The organism is Polaromonas sp., assembly GCF_012927455.1.
Taxonomy (GTDB): domain Bacteria; phylum Pseudomonadota; class Gammaproteobacteria; order Burkholderiales; family Burkholderiaceae_C; genus Polaromonas.
Genome location: NZ_JABBPE010000008.1, coordinates 492,714 through 515,812, shown reverse-complemented (window position 1 = coordinate 515,812; position 23,099 = coordinate 492,714). Strand labels below are relative to the sequence as shown.

General features: G+C 61.3%; 26 protein-coding genes. 18 read left to right on the top strand and 8 right to left on the bottom strand.

Going from position 1 to position 23,099, the window contains the following annotated elements; translation table 11 throughout:
* Positions 1-543: 543 nt before the first annotated feature.
* Genes HHJ18_RS10975 through HHJ18_RS10960 form a run of 4 tightly spaced genes read right to left on the bottom strand, consistent with a single transcriptional unit; the run spans position 544 to position 5,398 of the window.
* Complete coding sequence (locus HHJ18_RS10975) at positions 544-1,779, bottom strand: CaiB/BaiF CoA-transferase family protein (protein ID WP_296915122.1); 1,236 nt, start codon at positions 1,777-1,779, stop codon at positions 544-546.
* A gap of 7 nt (positions 1,780-1,786) precedes the next feature.
* Positions 1,787-2,149 carry a polyhydroxyalkanoic acid system family protein gene (locus HHJ18_RS10970; protein ID WP_296915119.1) on the bottom strand — a complete coding sequence of 121 codons (363 nt, stop codon included), beginning with the start codon at positions 2,147-2,149 and terminating at the stop codon, positions 1,787-1,789.
* Positions 2,142-3,266, bottom strand: coding sequence for an aminopeptidase (locus tag HHJ18_RS10965; RefSeq protein WP_296915117.1), 1,125 nt, complete (start codon positions 3,264-3,266; stop codon positions 2,142-2,144). The genes HHJ18_RS10970 and HHJ18_RS10965 overlap by 8 nt, the downstream gene beginning before the upstream one ends.
* Before the next feature lie 14 nt (positions 3,267-3,280).
* Complete coding sequence (locus tag HHJ18_RS10960; RefSeq protein ID WP_296915114.1) at positions 3,281-5,398, bottom strand: molybdopterin oxidoreductase family protein; 2,118 nt, start codon at positions 5,396-5,398, stop codon at positions 3,281-3,283.
* Positions 5,399-5,682: 284 nt separating this feature from the next.
* Between HHJ18_RS10960 and HHJ18_RS10955 the strand changes: the two genes are divergently transcribed.
* Positions 5,683-6,816: an ABC transporter substrate-binding protein gene (locus HHJ18_RS10955; protein ID WP_296915111.1), complete on the top strand. Its 1,134-nt coding sequence runs from the start codon at positions 5,683-5,685 to the stop codon at positions 6,814-6,816.
* Between the two features lie 70 nt (positions 6,817-6,886).
* Here the strand turns inward: HHJ18_RS10955 and argE are convergent, their stop codons facing one another.
* A complete protein-coding gene (gene argE / locus HHJ18_RS10950; RefSeq protein ID WP_296915109.1) occupies positions 6,887-8,107 on the bottom strand; it encodes an acetylornithine deacetylase in 1,221 nt (406 codons plus the stop codon).
* A 78-nt stretch (positions 8,108-8,185) separates the two neighbouring features.
* Here argE and HHJ18_RS10945 point away from each other — a divergent pair, with 78 nt between their 5' ends.
* Genes HHJ18_RS10945 through HHJ18_RS10930 form a run of 4 tightly spaced genes read left to right on the top strand, consistent with a single transcriptional unit; the run spans position 8,186 to position 12,337 of the window.
* Positions 8,186-9,082, top strand: a complete 897-nt coding sequence (locus HHJ18_RS10945; protein WP_296915106.1) for a decaprenyl-phosphate phosphoribosyltransferase — start codon at positions 8,186-8,188, stop codon at positions 9,080-9,082.
* Between the two features lie 10 nt (positions 9,083-9,092).
* On the top strand, positions 9,093-10,085 hold the full coding sequence (locus HHJ18_RS10940) for a lysylphosphatidylglycerol synthase transmembrane domain-containing protein (protein ID WP_296915104.1): 993 nt from the start codon (positions 9,093-9,095) through the stop codon (positions 10,083-10,085).
* Between the two features lie 51 nt (positions 10,086-10,136).
* Positions 10,137-11,702, top strand: a complete 1,566-nt coding sequence (locus HHJ18_RS10935) for a glycosyltransferase family 39 protein (protein WP_296915101.1) — start codon at positions 10,137-10,139, stop codon at positions 11,700-11,702.
* Positions 11,690-12,337, top strand: coding sequence for an HAD-IB family hydrolase (locus tag HHJ18_RS10930; protein ID WP_296915098.1), 648 nt, complete (start codon positions 11,690-11,692; stop codon positions 12,335-12,337). The genes HHJ18_RS10935 and HHJ18_RS10930 overlap by 13 nt, the downstream gene beginning before the upstream one ends.
* A gap of 166 nt (positions 12,338-12,503) precedes the next feature.
* Here the strand turns inward: HHJ18_RS10930 and HHJ18_RS10925 are convergent, their stop codons facing one another.
* The 3 genes from HHJ18_RS10925 to HHJ18_RS10915 all read right to left on the bottom strand — a co-directional run bounded on the left by HHJ18_RS10925 (position 12,504) and on the right by HHJ18_RS10915 (position 14,674).
* On the bottom strand, positions 12,504-13,277 hold the full coding sequence (locus tag HHJ18_RS10925; RefSeq protein ID WP_296915095.1) for a hypothetical protein: 774 nt from the start codon (positions 13,275-13,277) through the stop codon (positions 12,504-12,506).
* A 62-nt stretch (positions 13,278-13,339) separates the two neighbouring features.
* A complete protein-coding gene (locus HHJ18_RS10920) occupies positions 13,340-14,011 on the bottom strand; it encodes a TetR/AcrR family transcriptional regulator (RefSeq protein WP_296915093.1) in 672 nt (223 codons plus the stop codon).
* 159 nt (positions 14,012-14,170) lie between these two features.
* Entirely contained in the window at positions 14,171-14,674 is a 504-nt protein-coding gene (locus HHJ18_RS10915; protein ID WP_296915090.1) for a phasin family protein, read from the bottom strand.
* A gap of 256 nt (positions 14,675-14,930) precedes the next feature.
* Here HHJ18_RS10915 and HHJ18_RS10910 point away from each other — a divergent pair, with 256 nt between their 5' ends.
* From HHJ18_RS10910 to rfbC, 13 genes are all read left to right on the top strand, one after another.
* Positions 14,931-15,830, top strand: a complete 900-nt coding sequence (locus HHJ18_RS10910; RefSeq protein WP_296915088.1) for a Wzz/FepE/Etk N-terminal domain-containing protein — start codon at positions 14,931-14,933, stop codon at positions 15,828-15,830.
* 35 nt (positions 15,831-15,865) lie between these two features.
* Positions 15,866-16,930: a dTDP-glucose 4,6-dehydratase gene (gene rfbB / locus HHJ18_RS10905; protein ID WP_296915085.1), complete on the top strand. Its 1,065-nt coding sequence runs from the start codon at positions 15,866-15,868 to the stop codon at positions 16,928-16,930.
* A complete protein-coding gene (gene rfbD, locus HHJ18_RS10900; RefSeq protein WP_296915082.1) occupies positions 16,927-17,826 on the top strand; it encodes a dTDP-4-dehydrorhamnose reductase in 900 nt (299 codons plus the stop codon). Before rfbB ends, rfbD begins: the two co-directional genes overlap by 4 nt.
* A 21-nt stretch (positions 17,827-17,847) precedes the next feature.
* Complete coding sequence (locus HHJ18_RS10895) at positions 17,848-18,075, top strand: BrnT family toxin (RefSeq protein ID WP_296915216.1); 228 nt, start codon at positions 17,848-17,850, stop codon at positions 18,073-18,075.
* Positions 18,059-18,334, top strand: a complete 276-nt coding sequence (locus tag HHJ18_RS10890) for a BrnA antitoxin family protein (protein WP_296915079.1) — start codon at positions 18,059-18,061, stop codon at positions 18,332-18,334. The genes HHJ18_RS10895 and HHJ18_RS10890 overlap by 17 nt, the downstream gene beginning before the upstream one ends.
* Before the next feature lie 251 nt (positions 18,335-18,585).
* Positions 18,586-18,840, top strand: coding sequence for a type II toxin-antitoxin system prevent-host-death family antitoxin (locus tag HHJ18_RS10885; RefSeq protein WP_296915076.1), 255 nt, complete (start codon positions 18,586-18,588; stop codon positions 18,838-18,840).
* Complete coding sequence (locus HHJ18_RS10880) at positions 18,840-19,244, top strand: type II toxin-antitoxin system VapC family toxin (protein WP_366558831.1); 405 nt, start codon at positions 18,840-18,842, stop codon at positions 19,242-19,244. The genes HHJ18_RS10885 and HHJ18_RS10880 overlap by 1 nt, the downstream gene beginning before the upstream one ends.
* A gap of 429 nt (positions 19,245-19,673) precedes the next feature.
* On the top strand, positions 19,674-20,039 hold the full coding sequence (locus HHJ18_RS10875; protein ID WP_296915071.1) for a MarR family EPS-associated transcriptional regulator: 366 nt from the start codon (positions 19,674-19,676) through the stop codon (positions 20,037-20,039).
* 11 nt (positions 20,040-20,050) lie between these two features.
* Positions 20,051-20,248 carry a type II toxin-antitoxin system VapB family antitoxin gene (locus HHJ18_RS10870; protein ID WP_296915068.1) on the top strand — a complete coding sequence of 66 codons (198 nt, stop codon included), beginning with the start codon at positions 20,051-20,053 and terminating at the stop codon, positions 20,246-20,248.
* Positions 20,245-20,424, top strand: a complete 180-nt coding sequence (locus tag HHJ18_RS10865; RefSeq protein WP_296915066.1) for a four helix bundle protein — start codon at positions 20,245-20,247, stop codon at positions 20,422-20,424. The genes HHJ18_RS10870 and HHJ18_RS10865 overlap by 4 nt, the downstream gene beginning before the upstream one ends.
* 11 nt (positions 20,425-20,435) lie before the next feature.
* Positions 20,436-21,356: a glucose-1-phosphate thymidylyltransferase RfbA gene (gene rfbA / locus HHJ18_RS10860; RefSeq protein ID WP_296915063.1), complete on the top strand. Its 921-nt coding sequence runs from the start codon at positions 20,436-20,438 to the stop codon at positions 21,354-21,356.
* The gene (locus HHJ18_RS10855; RefSeq protein WP_296915061.1) at positions 21,353-22,399 is read left to right on the top strand and encodes a PDDEXK nuclease domain-containing protein; all 1,047 of its coding nucleotides are present in this window, start codon (positions 21,353-21,355) and stop codon (positions 22,397-22,399) included. Before rfbA ends, HHJ18_RS10855 begins: the two co-directional genes overlap by 4 nt.
* A gap of 14 nt (positions 22,400-22,413) precedes the next feature.
* A complete protein-coding gene (gene rfbC, locus HHJ18_RS10850; RefSeq protein WP_296915212.1) occupies positions 22,414-22,956 on the top strand; it encodes a dTDP-4-dehydrorhamnose 3,5-epimerase in 543 nt (180 codons plus the stop codon).
* Positions 22,957-23,099 lie beyond the last annotated feature (143 nt).

Genomic DNA, 23,099 nt, shown 5'->3' with positions numbered 1-23,099 from the left:
CTTGGCGCCTGTTTTTTTGAGTTTTGACATCCCTCGCTGTGAAACTGTCGTTTACCGCCCCAACCGGTTCCGCTGCACCCGCATGGCCTGATTAAAATCCTGGATGGCGTCCCGCAGCTTTAGCCATTCGCCACCCGCCCAAGCATTGCCGGCCAGCGCGGCCTTACTCTCTTGGCTTTTTGGCCCGGTGGACCTGCTCCAAGGTTTCCTTAGCCTGATAGCTTTGCTCTGTTTTTTTGCGCCGCTCGGGTGTCTATCCTTTGCCGGGGTTGCCCATGATTCGCCTCCAATAGTTTGTTTTGCTCGGGTTCGACTTCTTTCCCGTGCGCGCACGCGCGCGCCTTGTTGGGCGCATTGCCGTTGTTCACCTGTTGCGGCTACTCTAAGCTAAGCATGCTCGGCAATGGCATAACGCGTTCCAGCGAGTTTCTTTTTTGCGGTTTAGTTCGGTCCACGTCTGACTTCGCAAGAAAAATAGGCCACTAACCCAAACAGAGCGGGCGCAAGTAGCTATTAATTCAATAGCACCTGCTGCTCGCCCACTTAGGCCACTACGCCGCGCTGCCTGAGCGTGCTGATCTGCAATTCTGACAATCCGATCTCCCGCAGCACCGCATCGGTGTCCTGGCCTAGCGCAGGCGCATTGCGCCGGTGGCTGCCTGGCGTGGCCGACAGCTTGGGCACGATGCCCGGCACGGCCAGTGTGCTTGCATCGTCCATCTGCACGCTGGCCAACATGCCGCGAGCCGCATAGTGCGGGTCGGCTGCGATGTTGGCCACGGTGTAGATGCGGCCTGCAGGCACGGCGGCTTTGTCGAGCGCGGCCAACACCTCATCGATGGTGCGCCGCGCGGCCCACTGGCCGATGGCCGCGTCGACCTCGGTCACTCGAAGCACGCGGCCGGCGTTGTCTCCAAGTGCCGGATCGTTGCCAAGGTCATCGCGCCCAATTTCCTTCATCAGCCGTTTGAAAATGCTGTCCCCGTTCCCGGCGATGAGTGCATAACCGCCGTCGCTGCACAGATACGCATTGCTGGGCGCAATGCCGGGCAGGGCGCTGCCCGCTGGTCCGCGCACCGCGCCAAAGGCGCTGTATTCGGGCAGCAGGCTTTCCATGCAGTTGAAGACTGCCTCGTACAGCGCCACGTCAATCACCTGGCCTTGGCCTGAAACGTGGCGGTGCTGCAGCGCCATCAACACGCCGATGACGCCGTGCAGCGCCGCCAGCGTGTCGCCAATGCTGACGCCCACTCGCACCGGGACGCGACCGGGTTCTGCCGTGAGATGGCGCAGGCCGCCCATGGCCTCTGCCACCACGCCAAAGCCGGGGCGGTCTCGGTAAGGCCCGGTTTGGCCATAGCCGCTGATGCGCAGCATGATGAGGCGCGGGTTGAGCTTGAGAAGCGCGTCGGGTCCGAGGCCCCAGCCCTCCATGGCGCCAGGGCGGAAGTTTTCAATCAGCACGTCGGCATCGAGCGCCAGCTGGCGCACGATTTCCTGCGCCTCGCGCTGACGCAGATCGAGTGCCACCGAGCGCTTGTTGCGCGACTGTACCTGCCACCAGACCGAGGTGCCGTCTTTCAGCAAGCGCCACTGGCGCAGCGGGTCGCCCGTCAGCGGCGCTTCAATCTTGATGACCTCGGCGCCAAAGTCGGCCAGCGTCCTGGCGGCAAAGGGGCCGGCGATGAGTTGCCCCAGCTCAAGCACTTTGAGGCCGGCAAGCGGACCGGCTGCGGCGGCTTCTTCTGCTCTTACCGCGGGTTGCGCGAGCTGGCTCATGGGGGCATCAGCCTGCAGGATGTTTTTTTGCTGCGGTTTTTCGGCTTTTACCGCTGTTATCCGCGACCTGGGCCGCCGGCTTTTTTGCGATCAGCGCATCGAGGTTCTTGACGATCTCGCCCTCTATCTTTTCGCTGAAGGCGCTGAGCAGAAAGCCGAGTTTGGCGTTCAACACAAAGTTGTCCCCGGTCACTGTCAGCGTGCCGCTGACGCCCGAGCGGCTGAAGCTGACCAAGTCTTCGCTCTGGCCTTCCTCGTAGGTGCAGGCCATGTCGAATTTTTCCTCGGCCTGCTCGGCCCACTGGAAAGCGATCTTGCGCGCCTGCGGCAAGCCCATGTCGTGTTTGCGCTCGATCTGAATGTCAGCCATGCGTGATCTCCGTTTTTTCTGCCGTTTTGAGGGGGCTTTGCAGCGCCTTGTGCCGCTCTTCCTTGGGCAGGCGAGCCAGCCGATTGACTGCATCATAAAACCGCAGCCAGTTGCGGTCTTCGCGTTCGAACAGCGCCTCAAAGCCCGGCACCAGTTCATCGTAGGCGGCCTGTGCGGCAAACGAGGCATTGTTGGCGCGCAGCACCCAGGGGTCATAGCCGGCAAATCCGCCCCAGGATGTTTTGAGCTGCGCGTAGTCCGCCTGAAAGCGCCCAATTGCTATTGATTTGCTAGCTAGCTGCGCCCGTCCTGTCTGGGCTAGAGCCGGTTTTTCTTCATAAATAGCGCTCAGTTCGCGGCGCGTGGCCTGCGCCAGCGCGCGGAATTGCTGGCGCCTGCCGTCAAACACCGCGTAGGCGCTGCGCGCTTCGGCGCTGGCCTCGGTCGCCAGCCAGCGCTGGCTGCCCAGGCGTTCGACGGCCGTCGCAAAGGATTCGTTGAACATGGTGTCATCCTTGGCGTACGCCACTTGGTGCGCCAGCTCGTGAAAAATCAGCCGGGCCAGCTCGCCCTCGGGGTAGGCGATGAAGGTGTTGAGCAGTGGGTCGCCACCGGCCCAGTTGCTCCAACCCAGGGTGGAGTAGGCCGGCACGCCATAGACACTGGTTTCCAGGCCCTGCGCCTTGAGCTGCTCGGCCTCCTGGCGCGCCGCCGGCTCGCTGAAATAGCCGCGGTAGCCGACGCAACCGGCCACCGGAAAACACCAGGTCTTGAGCGTCAGCGACAACTCGGGTGCCGCCACTACGTTCCACACCACCGCGCTGCGCTGCAGGTCGGCGTAGCGACGGTAGCTCGGGTTGTCGGGGAGCTTCAAGTCGGTCACGGCAAAGCTGCGTATGCGCTGGCTGAGAGCCAGCCGGCTTTTCAGTCGCGCCGGCGTTTGCGCGTCGCCCAGCCAGTCATCGACCGTGCGCGTCGCGTTGAGCATGTGCAGGTGGCCGCTGACCGATTGCCAGTAATAGCCCAAGTTGCTGCAGCCGCTCAGGCCCAGCACCGCCACGCTGGCGACCAGCGCAATACCCCATCCTCCCCGTTCCCCCCGTCCTGTCCATGACATGGCGCTGCTCATCTTTAGATCGGCGCGGGCGGTGGCGCGCTCAGCTGCACCTCCACCAGGCAGTCGTAAAACACCGGGCCGCGGCCCAGGTCGGTGAGCCGCTGGCTGGTAAGCTGGTTGACGTTGGTGCCGTCCAGGCCCAGCTTGCGCCACCAGATGCCCATGCCATTGACCACGCCGGGCCGGGCGCGCACCGACACTTCGGCCCGCACACGGTAGTCGCCGCGCGCGTTGAACACCCTGACGATGGCGCCGCTGGCGATGCCGCGCGCGGCGGCATCCTGCGCATGCATCTCCAGCAGCGGCTCGCCCTCGATGTCGCGCAGGCTTTTGACGTTGACAAAGCTGGAGTTCAGAAAATTGCGCGCCGGCGGCGAAATCATGGCGAGCGGAAATTCGTTTGAAGAACCAGGCGTCTCGTGGTTGGGCAGATGCTCGGGCAGCCCGTCCAGCCCTTGCGCCGCCAGCCGTTCGCTGAAAAATTCGCAGCGCCCCGAGGGCGTGGGGAAGTGCCCTTCGGCAAATGGCGCATCTAGCAGCTTCAGCGTGGCAAAGCCGTGGTCCAGCAATTGCTGAAAGTCGATGTTGTCGCCATAGACCGCGCACGCCAGCGTCTCGTCGCTGTCCAGAAAACACGGTTCGGTGAAACCCATGTGCGCCGCCAGTTCGCGAAAAATCTGCGTATTGGGCTTGGCCTGGCCCAGCGGCTTAATGGCCGGGCGGTTCAGCAGTGCGTCGGTGTGGCCGTAGGCGCTGTGCACATCCCAGTGCTCCAGCTGCGTGGTGGCCGGCAGCAGGTAGTCGGCGTAGTCGGCGGTATCGGTCTGGAAGTGTTCCAGCACCACGGTGAACAGATTTTCCCGGGCAAAGCCCTGCACCACCTTGCCAGAGTCCGGGGCGACGGCCACCGGGTTGCTGTTGTAGACGATCAGCGCCTCAATTTGCGGGCCGAACTGCGGCGAGCTTGGGCGCAGCAGATCGTCGCCAATGGTGACCATGTTGATGGTGCGCGGGGCCCGCCCGGCCAGCAGGTCGGGCCGTTGCAACGCGGCTTTGTCGACCGGAAATAGCCCGGAACTGCTGAGCAGCACGCCGCCCGCGCGATGCCGCCAGGCGCCAATCAGCGCCGGCAGGCAGGCCACGGCGCGGGTCGCGTTGCCGCCGCCGCGCACGCGCTGCATGCCGTAGTTCAGGCGGATGGCTGCAGGTTGCTGGTTGACAAAGCACTGGCCGTAGTCGCGTGCCAGGGCTCGAATCTGCGCGACCGGCACAGCGCAGACCGCGGCGGCGCGCTCCGGGCTCCACTGCAGCGCGCGCTCCCGCAGCTGCTCCCAGCCCAGCGTGTGGCGCGCGATGTAGTCATGGTCCAGCCAGTTGTGCGTGATCAGCTCGTGCATCAGCGCCAGCGCCAGCGCGGCATCAGTGCCCGGCAGCAGGGCAATATGCTCGTGGCATTTCTCGGCGGTTTCGCTCCTGCGCGGGTCAATGCAGATGAGTTTGGCGCCGTCACGTTTGGCCTGCTGCGCGTAGCGCCAGAAATGCAGGTTGCTGCCAATCGAATTGCTGCCCCAGATGATGATGAGCTTGGACTCGGCAAAAAACTCCACCCGCATGCCGACCTTGCCGCCCAGGGTCTGGCTCAAGCCCTCGCCGCCCGCCGTCGAGCAGATTGTCCGGTCCAGAAAAGAAGCGCCGAGCCGGTTGAAAAAACGCCCGGCCATGCTTTCGCCCTGCACCTGGCCCATGGTGCCGGCATAGCTGTAGGGCACGATGGCTTCGGGGTTGCGCGCCGCGATAGCTTTGAGGCGCGCTGCAATGTCGCTAAGCGCGCTGGCCCAGCTCACGGCTTCAAACTGCCCGCTGCCCTTGGGCCCGACGCGCCGCAGCGGCTGCAGCAGGCGCTCGGGGTGGTACGTGCGCTCGGTGTAGCGCGAGACCTTGTTGCACAGTACGCCACCGGTCTGCGGGTGATCGGGGTTGCCCTGCACGCGCGTTGCCACGCCGTTTTCCACCGTAGTCAGCAACGAACAGGTGTCGGGGCAGTCATGCGGGCAGGCGCCGCGCACCTGCAGCGGTGGCTGGGCGGGGTTGGCGGGTGCGGTGGCCCGTGTGGTGTTGACGGGAATATTCATGATTTGGCTTGATAGTGGCAGGCAACGTGGCCTGCGGGTAGAGGAGAAAGCATGACCCCGGCGTAAATCAGGTTTCCAGCATGGCGAATCTTCCTGGAAATTAGCATGGTAGCGACCCTGGCCTGTGCGCGGCCGAAAAGGCCACTAAGGACACGGCGTCAAAGAAGCGTACCCATGCGAACGGCGCTAAAACTAAAGTATATAAATCGTGCAAAAGCCCGTACAAGGTTTCATTTTGTTACCTTTTTTGTCTAAAAATGTAAATTTTGTAGCAAAATATGTGCATGAATCTGAACCGCAGAACCTTCTCCATCAGCACCGGTGCAACCCTGTTGGCCGGATTTAACACTGCCCGGGCCCAGTCCGAAAGCAAAATCATTCTGGGCCAGTCGGCCGCCTTTACCGGGCCTGCGGCACAGCTGGGCATCCAGTTTTATGAGGGTGCCAAGGTCTATTTTGACCAGGTCAACGCGCAGGGCGGCGTGGCCGGGCACCTGATTGAAGTCCGCAAGCTCGATGACGGCTACGAGCCCGAGCGCTGCGCCGAAAACACCCGCAAACTGATTGCAGACGACGTTTTTGCGCTGTTTGGCTATATTGGAACGCCCACCAGTCTAGTCGCCTTGCCCCAGGCGATTAATTCAAAAGTACCCTTTATTGCGCCGTTCACAGGCGCCATGGCGCTGCGCGAACCGTTCAGCAAATATGCCTTTCATGTGCGTGCCTCATACAACGACGAAACCGCGCTGATCGTCAAGCAGCTGACCACGCTGGGCCTGAAAAAAATCGGGGTTTTTTACCAGAATGATGCTTATGGCAAGGCCGGACTCAACGGCGTGAACCTGGCGCTTGACAGCCGGGGCCTGAAGCCGGTGGCCACGGCGACGGTAGAACGCAACACGGTAGACGTAGCCCAAGCGGTCAAGACGCTGGTGGCTGCCGGCCCCGACGCCGTGGTGCAGATCGGTGCCTACAAGGCCTGCGCCGCCTTTATTCGTGAAGCGCGCAAGGCCGGCTACGGCGGCACCTACTACAACGTGTCTTTTGTCGGTACGCAGGCGCTGGCCGACGAGCTTGGCAAGGAGGGCGCGGGCGTGGTGGTGTCGCAGGTCATGCCCTCTCCCTACAAGGCGGCGCGGCCGATTGCGCGCGAATTTGCGGATGTCGTGAAGGCCGCCGGCAAAAATGTCCAGCCCAACTTCTCCAGCATGGAGGGCTACCTGGCGGCCAAGCTGTTTGTCGAGGGACTGCGGCGCGCCGGTGCCAAGCCCAGCCGCGAGTCACTGATCACCGGCCTGGAAAACCTGGGCAGCCAATCCATGGGCGGCTTTGCCGTGTCGTTCTCGCCCACCGACCATGTGGCCTCGAACTTCGTCGAGCTGTCCATGCTGACCGGTGACGGCCGCGTGCGCACCTGAATTGGCTGACTTTGCAGATATGAACGCCTGACTTGGTCAGGCGTTTTTCATCTGGCGAACGAATCCTCAATCAGGCGATCTTCCTGGTCGCGACCAGCCCGTGCATGAAGGCCTGGCAGCGCGCCAGCTGCTCCAGGCTGACAAATTCATCGGGCTGATGCGCTTGCTCAATACTGCCGGGGCCGCACACCACGCTGGGTATGCCGGCTTGCTGAAACAAACCGGCTTCGGTACCAAAGGCCACCAGCGTGGTGCGCTCTGCCCCGGCCAGGCGCTGCGCCAGCCGCGTCACCGGGTCATCGGCCGATCCTAGAAAAGCTGGCACCTCGCACAGCGTTTCAAAGCTGAAGCCGGCATCCGGTGCTATCTTTTTCATAGCTGGTTGCGCCCGCTGCGCAAAGGCTAGCACCTCTTTTTGCATCAAATTGGCATCGGCGTTGGGCAGATTGCGAAATTCGTAGCGAAACTCGGCATCGCGCGGCACCACGTTGTCGGCGATACCGCCGTGGAACTGCCCGACGCTGGCGGTGCTGAATGGCACGTCAAAGCCTTCGTAGCGCGGCTCGTTGGCCTCAAAGCCTTCGGCCATGTCGCGCAGCTTGCCAATCACGCGCGCCGCCATTTCTATGGCATTGACCGATTTCGGCGTCAGCGAAGAATGCGCTTCCTTGCCGCGCACGCAGCACTTGTAGCGGTACACGCCCTTGTGCGCCGTGGCCGGCAGCATGCTGGTGGGCTCGCCCACAATGCAGGCCAGCGGAACAATGCCGGCGTCTTTCATGTCGGCAATCAGCCCCTTCACGCCCATGCAGCCGACTTCTTCGTCGTAGCTCAGCGCCAGGTGCACGGCAAAGGGCGCGGTGCTGTTCAAAAAATTACCGGCGTGCGCCAGCGCCATGCCGATAAAACCCTTCATGTCGCAGCTGCCTCGGCCATAGAGCCTGCCGTCCTTGATCGTGGCCGACAGCGGGTCCAGCGTCCAGTCTTGCCCGTCCCAGGGCACGGTGTCGGTATGGCCCGACAAAATAATGCCGGCCGCCTTGCCTTCGCCCAGCGTGGCAAACAGGTTGGCCTTGGTTTTGTCGGCGTTGTAGGTGAGTCGGCTGGCCACGCCTAAGCGTTTCAGCTCGTCCCGCACAAAGTGAATCAGTTCCAGGTTGGCGTTGTGGCTGACCGTGTTCATGCGCACCAGCGTCTGAATCAGCTGCAGGGCGTGCGCCGAGGGGGCCGGAAACTGGTCAGGAAATTGGGCAGGGGAGGACAGATCGTCGCGGGAAGGTGTTTGAGCCATGTACCGATTTTGGCTGTATTCAGAAACCTGCGTGGCCGACCCTGTCAGTTATGCTCGAATGATATTTTTTTTGCCCCCATGCTGTCGCGTTTCTCTCTGATGCCTTCTTCGCCGCCCTCTTTGCTTGTGTTCGTCAAGTTGCTTCAGTTGATGCGGCCGCACCAGTGGCTAAAAAATGGCTTTGTCTTTGCCGGCCTGGTGTTCAGCCAGTCCTGGCAGGACGGCCCTTTGACGCTGCGTGTCTTTTACGCTTTCGCGGCGTTTTGCTGCTTTTCCAGCATGGTCTACATCATCAACGACTGGCATGACCGCGCCAGCGATGCCCTGCATCCCGTCAAGCGCAACCGGCCGTTGGCCTCGGGCGCAGTGTCGGTCCCCCTGGCCTTAATAGTGGCGGGGGCGCTACTGGCGGCGGGCCTGCTGCTGGCCGCCGGCAACCGCACGCTGCTGCTGTTGCTGGGGGCTTATGCGGTGCTCAATCTGGCGTATTCCTGGCGGCTAAAGCGGGTGCCGGTGGTTGATGTATCCATCATCGCCTCGGGCTTCATGCTCAGGTTGCTGGCAGGCACCGTGGCGGTCGGCATACCGCCCTCGCGCTGGTTGCTGCTGACCGGCATTTTCATCGCGCTGTTCCTCGGCTTTTCCAAACGCCGGGCCGAGAGTTTTCATGACGAGAGCAGCCAGCGCGCCGTACTCGAGCACTACCCGCCGGCCTTGCTGGACACCTTCATCGCCATGGCCATGACCGCCACGCTGACCACCTACAGCCTGTTTGCCACCAGCCCCGAGGCGCAACTGCAGCACGGCGAGCGTCTGCTTTACACCGTGCCGGTGGTGATTTTTGCGATGCTGCGCTACACCTACCAGGTGCACCGCGGCCGCGGCGAAGACGTGGCGCGCGACATGCTGCGCGACCCGTGGATTTTGGGAGCCGGCCTGCTGTGGCTGGCGATCTTCTTGAGCAAGCGTGTGTGACGCATGACGCATGACGCATGACGCCGGACCGCAGGCGGCCGACCCTGCGCCTGCCGGACCCGTCATCCAGCCACCCATCAAGCCAGCCATCCGGTTACCGATCAAGCAACTGCTGCTGGTGCTGGGCCTGGTCGCCACGGTCTATGCGGCCGTCCTGCTGATCTGGGGTGACAGCCCGCGTGCCTCGCTGGCCCGCCTGGGATCATGGACCGGCTTGCAAGCCGCCGCCTTGTGCCTGCTCAGCTATGTGCTGCGCGGTGTTCGCTGGCGCCTGTGGATGGCGCATTTTGAAAGGCATTTTGGCTGGCTGCAGGGCCTGCGCCTGTACCTAGCCGGCTACGCCTTCACGCCCACGCCCGGCAATGTCGGCGAGGCCATGCGCGGCCTGCTGCTGGCGCACCAGCCCCTGACGCCCCGGCAAAGCCTGGCGATCTTCGGCGCAGAGCGGCTGGCCGACCTGCTGTGCCTGCTGCTGCTGTGTCTGCCGGTGCTGGGTTGGCTATTCAGCCGTGGCGCCGGGCCGGCCCGTCCCGCGCTGCTGCTGGGATTGGCCGCCGCTGTGCTGCTGCTCACGCTGCTGCTGGGTTTGCTGATACTGCGCCGGCAGGCGCTGCGCCAACGCCTGGGCTGGCTGAAGGAAGCCTGGCAATGCCTGGCGCTGCGCCCGCTGCGCTGGCTGACTTTGACCCTGGCCGCCTGGGCCGCGCAGGGGCTGGCGGTCTGGCTGATCTGCCAGGAACTGCAGGTGGATATCCCTTGGCTGACGGCCAGCGGCTTTTACGCGGTGGCCATGGTGGCCGGCGCGCTGTCGGCGCTGCCGGCAGGGCTGGGCGGCACCGAAGCCGTGCTGACCGGTTTGCTGGTCGCGCAGGGCGCGACGCCCGCCGCAGCGCTCACCATCACCGTGCTGGTGCGCCTGCTGACGCTGTGGCTGGCCGTCGCCATCGGGCTGCTGAGCTTGCTTTATAGTGCGGCCATTCGCAAGGAAATCAGTTTCCGCTAGCGCTTCCCTCTTGAGTCCGGCCAGCACCTGGCCGTTCCCCGTCAACATTTCATGCCCCAGACCCACCCGACCGTTTTTTCTTCCACCAACGCCACCACCGCCACGTTGAGCCGCTGGCTGCTGGCCGTTGGGCTGGCTTCGCTGCTGCTGCGCTGCTGGATCGCCGTCACCTTCCCGATCACCGGCGACGAGGCGTTTTTCTACTGGTGGGGGGTCTACCCCGACTGGGGCTACTCCGATCACCCGCCCATGGTCGGCTGGCTGATTGCCCTGATGCGGGCCGCGCTGGGCGACAGCGTCTGGTCGATACGACTGCCGGTGCTGTTGCTGCCGCTGGCCCTGGGCGGCGCGCTGTGGTGGGGGCTCAAGCCGCTGGACCGTGTGCGCGCGGCCTGGGCTGTGCTGTTTTTCTGGCTGGCGCCATTGAACTGGCTCAACGTGCTGATCACCACCGACACACCGCTGATTTTCTGGTCGGTGCTGTCGGCCGCCGCCTTGCTGCGTGCCGAGCAGCGCCAGACGCTGGACCGCGCGGCCTGTGGCCTGTATGCGCTGTCAGGCGTGTTTTTGGGCTGCGCCTTTTTGTCCAAGTATTTCTCGGTGGTGCTGGGCCTGACCTACCTGGTTTACTTTGCGCTGTACCGGCGCCAGCGGCTGGCCGGACTGGCGCTGCTGGTGGTTTGTGCCCTGCCAGGCCCGGCCATCAACATCGCCTACAACCTGTCGCATGGCTGGTCGAACATCATGTTCAACCTCTACAACCGCAACGAGGCCGAGTTGTTCGAGTGGCGCAAGCCGCTGCTCTACCTCGGCATGATGGCTTACCTGATCACGCCCGCCGCGCTGTGGCTGGCGCTGCGCCAGCGCAAGGCGCTGCTGCAAAATGCCAGGTCTGGCGCGCCATCGCAGCACCTGCTGGCCTGCCTGGTGCTGGTGCCGCTGCTGTTCTTTGCGCTGCTGTCGTTCAAAAAAGTGATTGGCCTGCACTGGGCGCTGTCGTTTTACCCCTTCGGTTTTGCGTTTTTGGCCTTTGCCTTGCCGGCAGGCAAGCTCAAGCCCTGCGCCAAGGGCCTGGCCGTGTTTACCGCCCTGCATGTGCTGCTGGTGGCGGGGCTGTATCTGACAACGCTGGACAACTGGAAGAGCAGCAAGATCTACCCGTCCATCATCCGCAGCTACAAAACCGCTGAAATTCTGCAGCAGCTCAGCCGCCCCGGCGTGGTGCTGATGGCCGAGGCCTACACCGCCGCGTCGATTTACGGTTTCGAGCGGCGTCAGTACATGCCGGTGTTTGGCGTTGGCAAATTTCACGCCCGGCAAGACGACATGCTGGTGGACTTTTCGCTCTACCAGGGGAAAACCATCCGTGTCATCGTCACCGAGCCACCGCAGCTGCAGGAATTTCAGCCTTATTTTGAGTCCGTGCGCGTGCTCAGCTTCATGCAGAACGGCGTGCCGTTTTATGCGGTGGAAGGCACGGGGTTTCAATACGAGGCTTACCGGCAGGGCGTGCTGGGCACCATCTACAAGCGCTTCTACAACATTCCGCGTGCCCTGCCGATGACCGGCTGCCCGTTTTGTGAGCGCTATTGCGGACAGGTGCGATGCCCGCCGTGACGAGCGTGGTCGCCGCCTTTGACTTCGACGGCACGCTGACGCGGCGCGACACCTTAATACCGTTTTTGGCGCGTGGCTTGGGCTGGCCACGCTTTTTGCTGGCGCTGTTGACGTGCTCGCCGTGGCTGGCCGCCTACGCACTGCGGTTGCTGCGCAACGACGTGGCCAAGGCGCGGCTGCTGCGCGCCACGCTCAGCGGCGTGAGCACGGCGCAGGCCGATGACTGGACCGCGCGCTGGCTGGCCCGCGACTTGTCCGGCCAGTTGCGCCCCTGGACGATGGCGCGCCTGGCTGAGCACCAGCAGGCCGGGCATTGCTGCGTGCTGGTGAGCGCTTCACCCGACATTTACCTCGCCCGCGTCGCTCGCGAGCTGGGCTTTAACGGGCTGATCTGCACCGAAATGCAAGTGCAGGGCGAGCGCCTGACCGGCCGCATGCGTACCCCCAACTGTTACGGCGAGCAGAAAGTGCTGCGCCTGCAAAGCTGGCTGGCCCAGCGTTTTGATGCGGCGTCCTTGAACGCGTTAACGCTTCATGCCTATGGCGACACGGCGGGCGACAAACCGCTGCTGCGGCTAGCGCAGCATGCCTGGTATAGGGGCAAGCCATGGAAAGAGGCGGCAGCCGCAGGGTGAGGGCAGGCGCACTGTGCCGGGCGCCATGTCTCGCGTAGGCTGGAATAAGAACGAAATAGGCCCCTAGCCCAATCAGGACGGGCGCGAGCAGCTATAAAAAAAAGAGCAACCAAGTCTGTTGACCGGGCTGCTCTTTCCTGAAGGCAGATGCCAGAAACTCAGTCCTTCAGTCCTTCAGTCCAGCCCTGGCCATGTCCATACCCAGCCGCTCGGCGGCGTCGGCCGCCGGGACGGCCGCCGCCTGCTCATAAAGCGCGGTCGCTTGCGCCATGCTTTTGTCGCCTTCCAGCATGAGCATGCCGTTGGCATATTCCATCAACGCAATCGCGCAGCCGGAGTGAAATTGCAAACCCGCCTGGTAGAGCGACAAACCGAGGTCTTTTTTGGCCCCGTAGGTCATGCAGCCAATCAGCGCCCCCACCTTGTCAATCACCTCGGCATGGAAGGTGGCCAGCGCGATGTGCGCTTCGGCGTGCCGGGGCGAGAGCCTGATGGTTTGCTCCAGCGCCTGTTTGACCTTGCCGCCCAAACCCTGCGCCAGCGCCTTGGCCACGCTGATGCCCTGGCTGTAGCGCCCGAGTGCGTAGGCCTGCCAGTACCAGGCGTTGGCGTTGTCCGGATCAAGCGCCTGCTGCGCCTCGGCCCGGCTGGCGACTTCCAGGAAAAGCGCCAGCCTGTTTTTTTCCTTGACCTCCAGATAGTTGGCGTAAATGCTGGTGGCTTTGTTGGCCACCGTGATGCCTTGGCCGCCAGCCTGAAGGCCGGCCTGCGCCGCGGCTTGAAACTCGCCGTTGTGAAACAGCACCCAGGCCTGCAGCACGGCGGCCTCCCCGGGCAGCGCTTCGCAGTCGCCCTGATGCAGGCGAGCCCAGCTCTTTTTCACGCTGGCGGCATCAAAGGCATAGTCGCCAGCGTGGGGAAAAGCGGTCCATTGGGTCATGTGATGCCTCTTGATTGTTGGCTTGTAGTTTTATGGTTTGGCGGTGCAGTCAGAGTGCCGGTTTAGCCTTTAGTGCCAGCGGGGCTGCTGTAGGCGCCCACCAGCGCTTGCAAATGCGCGCGCTGGCCAGGTTCAAGGTAGGGAATCAGCAAATTGAGCACATGGTGCGCGCCGCGCAGCAGCGCGGCTTGCGCGTTGGCCGGCTCCAGCGCGTTGCGCGGGTCGCGCACGTATTCAAAGCTAAGCCAGTAAGTCAGCACCACCACCATGCTGGTGGCCGTGGCTTCAAGTTCGCGTGAAGCTGTCGTCATGGCGCCGGCGCGGCTCATGCCGTCCAGCAGGGTCTTGACGGCGCGCGTCTTGTTTTTAAGCACGGCTTGAAAATGCGTTTCCAGCCGGCGGTTCTTGCTCAATAAATCATTGAGATCGCGGTATAAAAAGCGGTATTGCCAGATTAGCTCAAACAGCGTGTGCATGAAAAACCAGGCGTCTTCGACGTTGCGCACGGCGTCGCTGGCGTTAAGCAGCTCGTTCAGGGCTTTTTCGTAGCGGTCGAACAGCGCGTTGATCAGCTCGTCTTTGGCCGGGTAGTGGTAGTACAGGTTGCCCGGGCTGATGCCCAGCTCGGCGGAGATCAGCGTGGTGGAAACATTGGGCTCGCCAAAGCGGTTGAACAGCGCCAGCGTGACTTCCAGAATGCGCTCCGCGGTACGTCGCGGCGCTTTTTTCGCCATGTTTGTCCCCTGTTGTTGTTCCGTACTCTAACCCAGCGGCAGCGGGCGACTAATTCGGGAATACGCACACAACCCGGGGCGAAGGTGCGGCAGGCGCCAAGCGAAAAAAAAGGGACAGCTGTCCCTTTTTTCAAAAAGCGCAACGCGCGCGGCGCGGGCTCACTCCGCGGGGCGAGCGGCCGGGCGTTTGGCGGCAGGGCTGGCTGCCCTTTTGGTAGCCGTTTTTGCAGTGGTTTTAGCGGCAGGCGCCTTGCTGCTCATCTCTTGCAGGCTCTGGTTAAGTTCATCGATGCGCGCGGTCAGCGCTTCCACATCCCTGGCAGAGGGCACGCCGAGTTTGTTCAGCGCCTTGGCCACGCGTTCTTCAAAGATGTTTTCCAGCTTGTCCCACTGCTGGCCCGCCTTTGACTGGATGTCGGAGGCCATGTTGGTCATCTTGCTACTTGCTTCTGCCATCTTTTCACCAGCCGCTTCCTGCGTTCTGCGCTGTATCGCCTGGCCTTCTTTCGTCAGCGCCTCAAACACCTTGCTGCCTTCTTCCTGCACCCTGGAAAAAGCGCCAAGACCCGCCAGCCAGATTTGCTGCGCCGAATCCTTGACAGAGCTGCCCAAGGGCGGCTCTGCCTTGTTGTCATCACTCGTTGTTTGTTGTTTCTTGACCATAGTTGACTCCAGAAAAAAAGAGGGGGAACTCAAAATATACGGTCTTCACGCGTCCGCAAGTAGAGGCCGGCTTCTAGAAACTTCCGTGGGCAACCCAATTCGCCGCGCCGTCTGCTCTGGGACGCCACGCTTTGAGATTGCTTTGTTTGCATCCGTCAAAAATGGTACGCCCATCGGCCAGCCCTTACACCTGTAAATCAATGTGGAAGCGCGGCCCTTAGAATTGCGGGTTGTGGTTAAAAAGTCTGCTCAATAAATGGATGAAATTCAAAGCCCCCTTTCCACCACCCTGGATGAGTTCAGCCTGCTTGACGTGCTGGTCACGCTGGCGGAAAACCTCAAACTGCTGATCATCGGTCCCCTGCTGGTGGGTTTGTGCGCGCTCGGCATCGGCTTCGCATGGCCAAAGACTTACGAAAGCGTGGCGGTGCTTCAGGCAGAGCAATTCCCGGCCAGCCTGATGACCACCGCTACCGTGCTGGACCCGGTGATCGCCAGCTTGGGCTTGGCCAAGGGCCAGACGGTTGAAGAAGCACGCACCGAACTGCGCCGGCAAATCAAGGCCGTCGTTGGAAGAACCGACAAGCTGCTCACGCTGACAGTGTCCGCCGGCAGCGCCGTGCAGGCCCAGGCCATTGCCAACGCCTTGCTGCTGCAAGCCTACAAGGAAAGCCGGCCCAGGGCCAACGCGCGGGTGCGGCTGGAAACCCAATTGGCCGAGGCTCAAATGCGCCTCAAAAACGCCCAGACCGCTGCCGCCACTCTGGCCCGTCGGCTGGAATCATCGGCCGCCATCACCAGCGGCAATGACCCGGGGCGAGGCTACGCGGAACTGCTGAACACTGCCGCAGAAGCACAAAAACAGGTAAGCGCGCTCGAAGCGCAACTCGAAGGCCTGATAAGCCCGGCGCAATTGATCCAAGCCCCCACGCTGCCGCAGTTGGCCAGCAAGCCCAAAAAAGCCCTGCTGGCGATTGGCGCCACACTGGTGACGGGGCTGCTGCTTGTGCTGTTTGTCTTCATGCGGCAAATCGCACTTAAAACCGCAGCCAACGCTAGAGCCGCCGAGAAGCTGGCGCGCATCCGGAGGTCCATGGGACTGAAATCATCCTCACAAAATGCGCGTCCATCGCAAGAGGCCGCCGCTCCCAAGTAAGCCGGCGCCCTGACGCCCATGATTGGTAACCTCCCATGACTATTCTCGTAACCGGCGGCGCCGGATTCATCGGTGCCAACTTCGTCCTCGACTGGCTGGCACAAAGCGATGAGTCCGTCATCAATCTTGACAAGCTGACCTACGCCGGCAATCTGGAAACCCTGGCCAGCCTGCAAGGCAGCGCGCGCCATGTTTTCGTGCAGGGCGACATTGGCGACGCCGATCTGGTCGCCAGCCTCCTGGCCCAGCACCGGCCGCGCGCCGTCCTTAACTTTGCCGCCGAAAGCCATGTGGACCGCTCCATCCACAGCCCTGAAGACTTCATCCAAACCAACATCGTTGGCACTTTCCGCCTGCTCGAAGCCGTGCGCGCTTACTGGGGCAATCTTGAAAGCGCTGCCAAAACCGCTTTCCGCTTGCTGCATGTCAGCACCGACGAGGTCTACGGCTCGCTCAGCGCCAGCGACCCGGCCTTTACCGAAACTCACCGCTACGAGCCGAACAGCCCTTATTCGGCCAGCAAGGCTGCCAGCGACCACCTGGTGCGCGCCTACCACCACACCTACGGCCTGCCAATACTCACCACCAACTGCTCCAACAACTACGGCCCCTACCATTTCCCCGAAAAGCTCATTCCGCTGATGATCGTCAACGCGCTGGCCGGCAAAGCCCTGCCGGTGTACGGCGACGGCCTGCAGGTGCGCGACTGGCTGTACGTCAAAGACCACTGCAGCGCCATCCGCCGCGTGCTAGATGCCGGAAAACCGGGGGAGGTCTACAACGTCGGCGGCTGGAACGAAAAGCCCAACATCGACATCGTGCATACCGTTTGCGCGTTGCTCGACGAGATGCGCCCCAAGGCAGACGGCGCCAGCTACAGCACTCAAATCACCAGCGTCAAAGACCGCCCCGGCCACGACAGGCGCTACGCCATCGACGCCAGCAAGATCGAACGCGAACTGGGCTGGAAGCCAGCTGAGACCTTCGATTCCGGCATCCGCAAGACCGTGCAGTGGTATTTGGCCAACCCGGAGTGGGTCGCCCATGTGCAAAGCGGCGCTTATCGCGAGTGGGTGCAGACGCAATACGCCGTCGCATGAAAATCCTGCTGCTCGGCAAAAACGGCCAGCTCGGCTGGGAGCTGCAGCGCAGCCTGGCGCCGCTGGGCGAGTTGATTGCCCTGGACCGCCATAGCACGGATTTTTACGGCGACCTCTCCAATTTGCAGGGCCTTGCAGAGACGGTGCGGCAAGTGCGCCCAGACGTCATCGTCAACGCCGCCGCCCACACCGCAGTCGACAAGGCCGAGAGCGAGCCCGAACTGGCCCGCCTCATCAACGCCAGCGCCCCCGGCCTGCTGGCACAACAAGCGCAACAGCTCGGCGCCTGGCTGGTGCACTATTCCACCGACTACGTGTTTGACGGCAGCGGTACCCAGCCCTGGCTGGAAACCGGCACGCCCGCGCCGCTCAGCGTCTATGGCCAAAGCAAGTTCGAAGGCGAGCAGCTGATAGCGGCCCACTGCAGCAAACACCTGATCTTCAGAACCAGCTGGGTTTACGCGGCCCGAGGCGGCAACTTTGCCAAAACCATGCTGCGCCTGGCGCAAGAGCGCGAGCGCCTGACTGTCATCGACGACCAGTGGGGCGCCCCCACCGGCGCCGAGCTGCTGGCCGATGTCACGGCCCACGCCATCCGTCAGGTGCTGCAGCGCCCCCAGGATGCGGGCATTTACCACGTTGCTGCCAGCGGCGAAACCACCTGGCACGGCTACGCAAAACACGTGCTAGCCCATGCAGCACGGGCGCGAGCAGCTATTAAAATAATATCGAAAGAAGTAGCCCCGGTACCCACGAGCGCCTTCCCCACGCCGGCGAAGCGGCCGCACAACTCGCGCCTGAACACGGCCAAACTGCAAGCCGCCTTCGGCTTGAGCCTGCCGCCGTGGCAGCACGGCGTGAACCGCATGCTTGAAGAAGTGCTGGAAGACAGCTAGTGAAGAGCAGGCAGGTTTTCCATCAGCCACGGTTTCAGAGGGTTTGAGCCCCGCTGGTTCGATTGGGACAATGCCTTTGTGTCGCTGGATGATCGCCGTGAATATGGCGAACTGCGGCAGGTGGCTTTGGCGCCCATGGATGGCCGTCTGTGGGTCGTGGTGTTCACGGACCGGCCGGAAGGCCGACGAGTGATCGGCCTGCGCAAGGCCAAATTACGGGAGTATCGTCGTTATGAACAAGCGCCCTAAGCTCAACCCGCCCACACTCGAAGAAGATGCCACCATTACAGCGGCAGCCTTGGGTGATCCGGACAATTTGCCGCTCACCGATCAGCAATTGGGCCAGTTGCTGCCCATGCGTGGACGCCCACGGCTTGCGCGGCCCAAGGTGGCGCTGACCATGCGCGTTGATGCCGATGTCATGGATGCGCTGAAAAGCAAAGGTCCGGGCTGGCAAACGCGGGTTAACAGTCTGCTGCGTGATGCGCTTAAGCACGGAAGTATTTAGGGCTGACTGAGCCAGAGCCCTGCCGATATCGGTTTGTGCCAGCTGGTCGCCCCGCGGCGAAACCATCTGGAATAGCGATTCAAAACACGTGACAGCCCATTCGCAGCGGACGCAAGCAGCTATTAAAATAATAGCAAAAGAAGTGACCCCGGTACCGACCAGTGCTCGCGTCGTGCTGCCATTGCAAGCCCGCTATCAGCAGGGCGTCAAAGCTGGCAAAATATGGCTATCCATATTTTCAAGGATGTCGCATGAAATCCTTTGCTGTTTTCGAAGCCAAAAACCGCTTTTCGGAGTTATTGAATGCGGTGGAGCAGGGTGAGGAGATCACCATTACCCGGCACGGCCAACCGGTGGCTCGTCTCGTCTCGGTCAGTGCTGTCGGCCAGCCACCCGCTGGCCAGCGCTTGCGCGTTGCGGGGGCTCTGCAACGGCTACGCAGTCTGGGGCAAGATGCCGGGCTGGGTGTTTCGCTCGCGCAGGCCATAGAAAGCGGCCGCGACTAATGCCCTTCGTGCTGGACAACTCCGTGGTCACCGGGTGGTACATCCCAGACCAGGCAACTGCCTACACGCAAGCCATGGCAACCCTGCTGGAGACGGATCGGGCAATCGTGCCCGCATTGTGGCAACTAGAATTTGCCAATGTACTTAAAACGGCGTGTACTCGGGGCAAACTAACACTGGATATCGCCAGGGAGATAGTGGCCACCGTTGGAACCCTGCCTATAGAAATTGACAAGGGCGTGGCCCCAGGCCCCAGACAACTGCTTGAATTGACCATGCGTTACAACCTCAGCAGCTACGACGCGGCCTACCTCGAACTCGCCATGCGCCACGGCCTGCCCATTGCATGCCAGGACGGCAAGCTAAGAGAGGCCGCCTTAAAAGCAGGTGTCGCGCTGATGTAAACAAATCAATGGTGTCAAGCTTCACTCCCTACAAGTGCAGCAAAAGCACTTGCATGACCGGTTGCCTTAACCCGCCTTAAGTAATCGCTTCAGTCTATGCTACTAAAGTTATAGCGTCTATCGCCCGTGTATATTGCGTTAAGGCCATATTTCATCATGAATTTGTAACTACTTAGGTCATCGCTTGACCGGTGCCCCGGCGCCGGTATTCCTCCTTCACCCTTTGGGGAAAGGCTGAGATGGGGGCGCAGAGTTCGCTCGGTCAATGCCACTTATTTCAGCGCAGGCCCAGGCTTCGCATGTTGTCTTCCAGACTTTGAATGACTACCGCTGAAGCTCCCATCCCAAACTTCCCCCAATGCGGAAAGAGTAAAACGAGGAGGTCGAGCAAAGCCGTAAGCATGCCGTGCTAACATTCGTGTTCACCCAATGAACGCCCCCGAATTTCCATCCCTCCAAGAAGAAAACCACCTCAAGGTTCTGCGCCTTCTAGAGGTCAACCCGCACTTAAGCCAGCGCGATCTGGCCGATGCGTTGGGTGTGAGCCTGGGTAAAACCAACTATTGCCTGAAGGCCTTGCTGGGCAAGGGCTTCATCAAGATGCAGAGCTTTCAAAAAAGCCCGAACAAGCTGGCTTACGCCTACCTGCTCACCCCCGTCGGCATCGCTGAAAAAGCCGGTCTCACCGTCCGCTTTCTGGCGCGCAAGGTGGCCGAATTTGAAAGCCTGATGCTGGAAATCGAGGCTTTGAAATCTGAAGTGAATCAGGCTCCAGTCAAAGCAGAAGATGCCTAAAAGGCTCATCTATGCGCACCACCATCAATCTTGACGACGAACTACTGACGCAAGCCCAACTCCTGACGGGCTTGACCGAGCGTACCCAATTGGTGCGGGAAGCGCTGCTGGCGCTGGTGCAGCGCGAGAGCGCCCGCCGTCTCGCCAGGCTGGACGGGACACAAGCCCAGTTGCAGCCTGTCCCCCGTCGTCGGGATGCCTCTGCATGATGCCGGGAAACGGTGCAAAAGAATATTTGCACTTCATTGGCATTGCGCGCGGCTTGCTGGCAGAACTCGAAACCCAGCTTCAACTGGCCGTCATGCTGAATTTCGCGCCCCAAGACCATGTTGTCTTCGAACTTGTCGACCGTAGCGGCAAACTCCTTACCGGCCGGCACAAATAACTAAGCCTCTCATGACCTCTTCCCCACTAGCAACTAGCCACTCCCCACTTTCCAGGAAAGGCATCGTCCTCGCCGGTGGCTCCGGAAGCCGGTTGCACCCGGCCACGCTGGCCATCAGCAAGCAGTTGCTGCCGGTGTACGACAAACCGATGATTTACTACCCGCTCAGCACCTTGATGCTGGCCGGCATTCGCGACGTCCTGATCATCAGCACCCCGCAAGACACGCCGCGCTTCACGCAACTGCTGGGCGACGGCAGCCAGTGGGGCATGAATCTGCAATATGCCGTGCAAGCCAGCCCCGACGGCTTGGCACAGGCCTTTCTGATCGGCGAAGACTTTATTGGCAACCACTCAAGTGCTTTGGTGCTGGGCGACAACCTGTTCTACGGCCACGATTTCGTGAATCTGCTTTCAAGCGCTGACAGCCAAGTCAGCGGTGCCACGGTATTTGCTTACCATGTGCAAGACCCCGAGCGCTACGGCGTCGTCGCCTTCGACAAGGCCGGCAAGGCCAGCAGCATCGAAGAAAAGCCGCTCACGCCCAAGAGTAACTACGCCGTCACGGGCTTGTACTTCTACGACAACCAGGTCGTCGACATCGCCAAGGCCGTCAAACCCAGCGCCCGTGGCGAGCTTGAAATCACCGCCGTCAACCAGGCCTACCTCGACAAGGGGCAGCTCAATGTGCAGATCATGCAGCGCGGCTACGCCTGGCTCGACACCGGCACCCATGACAGCCTGCTGGAAGCCGGCCAGTTCATTGCCACGCTAGAGCGCCGCCAGGGCCTGAAGATTGCCTGCCCCGAAGAGATCGCCTGGCGCAACGGCTTCATCACCTCCGAGCAGCTTGAAAAGCTGGCCCAGCCGCTGTCCAAGAACGGCTATGGCCAGTATTTGCTGCGCTTGTTAATTGAAGGGGTGCAGCTTTGAAAAAGCTGACCGTTCAAGACCAGGAATCCCTCCCCACGCTGATCAGCCAGTTGCGCGGGCTGATTGAAGCCGCGCGTGGGCAGGCACTCCGGGCCGTTGATTCCATACAGGTGCGTACTTGCTGGGAAATTGGGCAGCATATTGTGGAATTCGAGCAGCTAGGCGCAGACCGGGCAGCGTATGGTATTCGCCTGATCCCCAGATTAGCGGAATCGCTGACCGGCGAGTTCGGGCGGGGGTTTGATGCCTCCAATTTGCGCTACATGCGACTTTTTTACCTGGCGTTTCCGATTCGTGACGCGCTGCGTCACGAATTGAGTTGGACCCACTACCGCAACCTGCTGCGCGTAGACGGTGAACAGGCCCGACACTGGTACATGAACGAAGCTGCGGACCAGAATTGGAGCACCCGCGCACTGGACCGGCAAATCGGCACGCTGTATTACGAGCGCCTGCTCGCCAGCCGCGACCGTGACCCCGTGCGTCAAGAAGCCGCCGCGCAGATGGCCCCCTTGCAAAAGACACCGCGTGAATTCGTGCGTGACCCGGTACTACTGGAATTTCTCGGGCTGCCTGAAACCGGCCGTCTGTTGGAAGCTGACCTGGAACAAGCACTAATCAATAAATTACAAGGATTTTTGCTGGAGCTGGGCAAAGGCTTTGCCTTCGTCGCCCGCCAAATGCGCATTAGCACCGAAACCAAAGACTTCTACATTGACCTGGTGTTCTACAACTACCTGCTCAAATGCTTCGTCCTCTTTGACCTAAAAGCCGGAGAACTCACCCATCAAGATATTGGCCAGATGGACATGTATGTGCGCATGGTTGATGACCTCAAGCGCGCCCCGGACGACAACCCCACAGTAGGCATCATCCTTTGCGCAGGCAAAGATACCTCTGTGGTGCGCTATTCCGTCCTGCACGAAAACGAACAACTTTTTGCCAGTAAATACAAACTGGTTTTGCCGTCCGAAGACGAACTCAGGGCAGAGCTGGAAAAGGAACAACTGTGGCTGGCAGAGCAAGGAAAGGCCGCAAAATGAGCGACAAAACTCAAATGAAAATCACCCCCACCACCATCCCAGACGTCCTCGTCATCGAGCCCAAGGTGTTCGGCGACGCCCGTGGTTTCTTCTTTGAAAGCTTCAATCAGAAAGCCTTCAACGAGGCCACCGGCCTTGATGTCAATTTTGTGCAAGACAACCACAGCCGCAGCGCCAAGGGCGTGCTGCGTGGCCTGCATTATCAAATCGAGCAGCCGCAGGGCAAGCTGGTGCGCGTGGTGCGCGGGGCGGTGTTTGATGTGGCGGTGGATATCCGGAAAAGCTCACTCACGTTTGGCAAATGGGTGGGCATGGAGTTGAGCGAAGACAACCACAAGCAGCTCTGGATACCTGCAGGCTTTGCGCATGGCTTTCTGGTGACCAGTGATTCAGCAGAGTTTCTGTATAAAACCACCGATTACTACGCGCCAGAGCATGAGCGCTGCATTGCGTGGAATGACCTGGAAATTGGCATCGATTGGCCTGTGATGACGCAGCCCAGTCTGTCTGCCAAAGACCAGCTGGGGCTGGCGCTGCGCGAAGCCGAGACGTTTTGAGGGCGGGTGACCTGCCTTGCAGCCCATGAACTACCGGGTCAGCTAGCGAGGAAAGTAATTGTCAAATCAGCCTCAAGCCCATGTTCCACGGGCAAACTTTGCTATAAAAACAAGAGCAAGTAGGTCGGGTTGGCAAAGCGTAG

Excerpts from the sequence above, each read along its gene's own strand:
- HHJ18_RS10975 (WP_296915122.1), bottom strand. The coding sequence starts at position 1,779 with ATGAGCCAGCTCGCGCAACCCGCGGTAAGAGCAGAAGAAGCCGCCGCA.
- HHJ18_RS10970 (WP_296915119.1), bottom strand. The coding sequence starts at position 2,149 with ATGGCTGACATTCAGATCGAGCGCAAACACGACATGGGCTTGCCGCAG.
- HHJ18_RS10965 (WP_296915117.1), bottom strand. The coding sequence starts at position 3,266 with ATGTCATGGACAGGACGGGGGGAACGGGGAGGATGGGGTATTGCGCTG.
- HHJ18_RS10960 (WP_296915114.1), bottom strand. The coding sequence starts at position 5,398 with ATGAATATTCCCGTCAACACCACACGGGCCACCGCACCCGCCAACCCC.
- HHJ18_RS10955 (WP_296915111.1), top strand. The coding sequence starts at position 5,683 with ATGAATCTGAACCGCAGAACCTTCTCCATCAGCACCGGTGCAACCCTG.
- argE (WP_296915109.1), bottom strand. The coding sequence starts at position 8,107 with ATGGCTCAAACACCTTCCCGCGACGATCTGTCCTCCCCTGCCCAATTT.
- HHJ18_RS10945 (WP_296915106.1), top strand. The coding sequence starts at position 8,186 with ATGCTGTCGCGTTTCTCTCTGATGCCTTCTTCGCCGCCCTCTTTGCTT.
- HHJ18_RS10940 (WP_296915104.1), top strand. The coding sequence starts at position 9,093 with ATGACGCATGACGCCGGACCGCAGGCGGCCGACCCTGCGCCTGCCGGA.
- HHJ18_RS10935 (WP_296915101.1), top strand. The coding sequence starts at position 10,137 with ATGCCCCAGACCCACCCGACCGTTTTTTCTTCCACCAACGCCACCACC.
- HHJ18_RS10930 (WP_296915098.1), top strand. The coding sequence starts at position 11,690 with ATGCCCGCCGTGACGAGCGTGGTCGCCGCCTTTGACTTCGACGGCACG.
- HHJ18_RS10925 (WP_296915095.1), bottom strand. The coding sequence starts at position 13,277 with ATGACCCAATGGACCGCTTTTCCCCACGCTGGCGACTATGCCTTTGAT.
- HHJ18_RS10920 (WP_296915093.1), bottom strand. The coding sequence starts at position 14,011 with ATGGCGAAAAAAGCGCCGCGACGTACCGCGGAGCGCATTCTGGAAGTC.
- HHJ18_RS10915 (WP_296915090.1), bottom strand. The coding sequence starts at position 14,674 with ATGGTCAAGAAACAACAAACAACGAGTGATGACAACAAGGCAGAGCCG.
- HHJ18_RS10910 (WP_296915088.1), top strand. The coding sequence starts at position 14,931 with ATGGATGAAATTCAAAGCCCCCTTTCCACCACCCTGGATGAGTTCAGC.
- rfbB (WP_296915085.1), top strand. The coding sequence starts at position 15,866 with ATGACTATTCTCGTAACCGGCGGCGCCGGATTCATCGGTGCCAACTTC.
- rfbD (WP_296915082.1), top strand. The coding sequence starts at position 16,927 with ATGAAAATCCTGCTGCTCGGCAAAAACGGCCAGCTCGGCTGGGAGCTG.
- HHJ18_RS10890 (WP_296915079.1), top strand. The coding sequence starts at position 18,059 with ATGAACAAGCGCCCTAAGCTCAACCCGCCCACACTCGAAGAAGATGCC.
- HHJ18_RS10885 (WP_296915076.1), top strand. The coding sequence starts at position 18,586 with ATGAAATCCTTTGCTGTTTTCGAAGCCAAAAACCGCTTTTCGGAGTTA.
- HHJ18_RS10880 (WP_366558831.1), top strand. The coding sequence starts at position 18,840 with ATGCCCTTCGTGCTGGACAACTCCGTGGTCACCGGGTGGTACATCCCA.
- HHJ18_RS10875 (WP_296915071.1), top strand. The coding sequence starts at position 19,674 with ATGAACGCCCCCGAATTTCCATCCCTCCAAGAAGAAAACCACCTCAAG.
- HHJ18_RS10870 (WP_296915068.1), top strand. The coding sequence starts at position 20,051 with ATGCGCACCACCATCAATCTTGACGACGAACTACTGACGCAAGCCCAA.
- HHJ18_RS10865 (WP_296915066.1), top strand. The coding sequence starts at position 20,245 with ATGATGCCGGGAAACGGTGCAAAAGAATATTTGCACTTCATTGGCATT.
- rfbA (WP_296915063.1), top strand. The coding sequence starts at position 20,436 with ATGACCTCTTCCCCACTAGCAACTAGCCACTCCCCACTTTCCAGGAAA.
- rfbC (WP_296915212.1), top strand. The coding sequence starts at position 22,414 with ATGAAAATCACCCCCACCACCATCCCAGACGTCCTCGTCATCGAGCCC.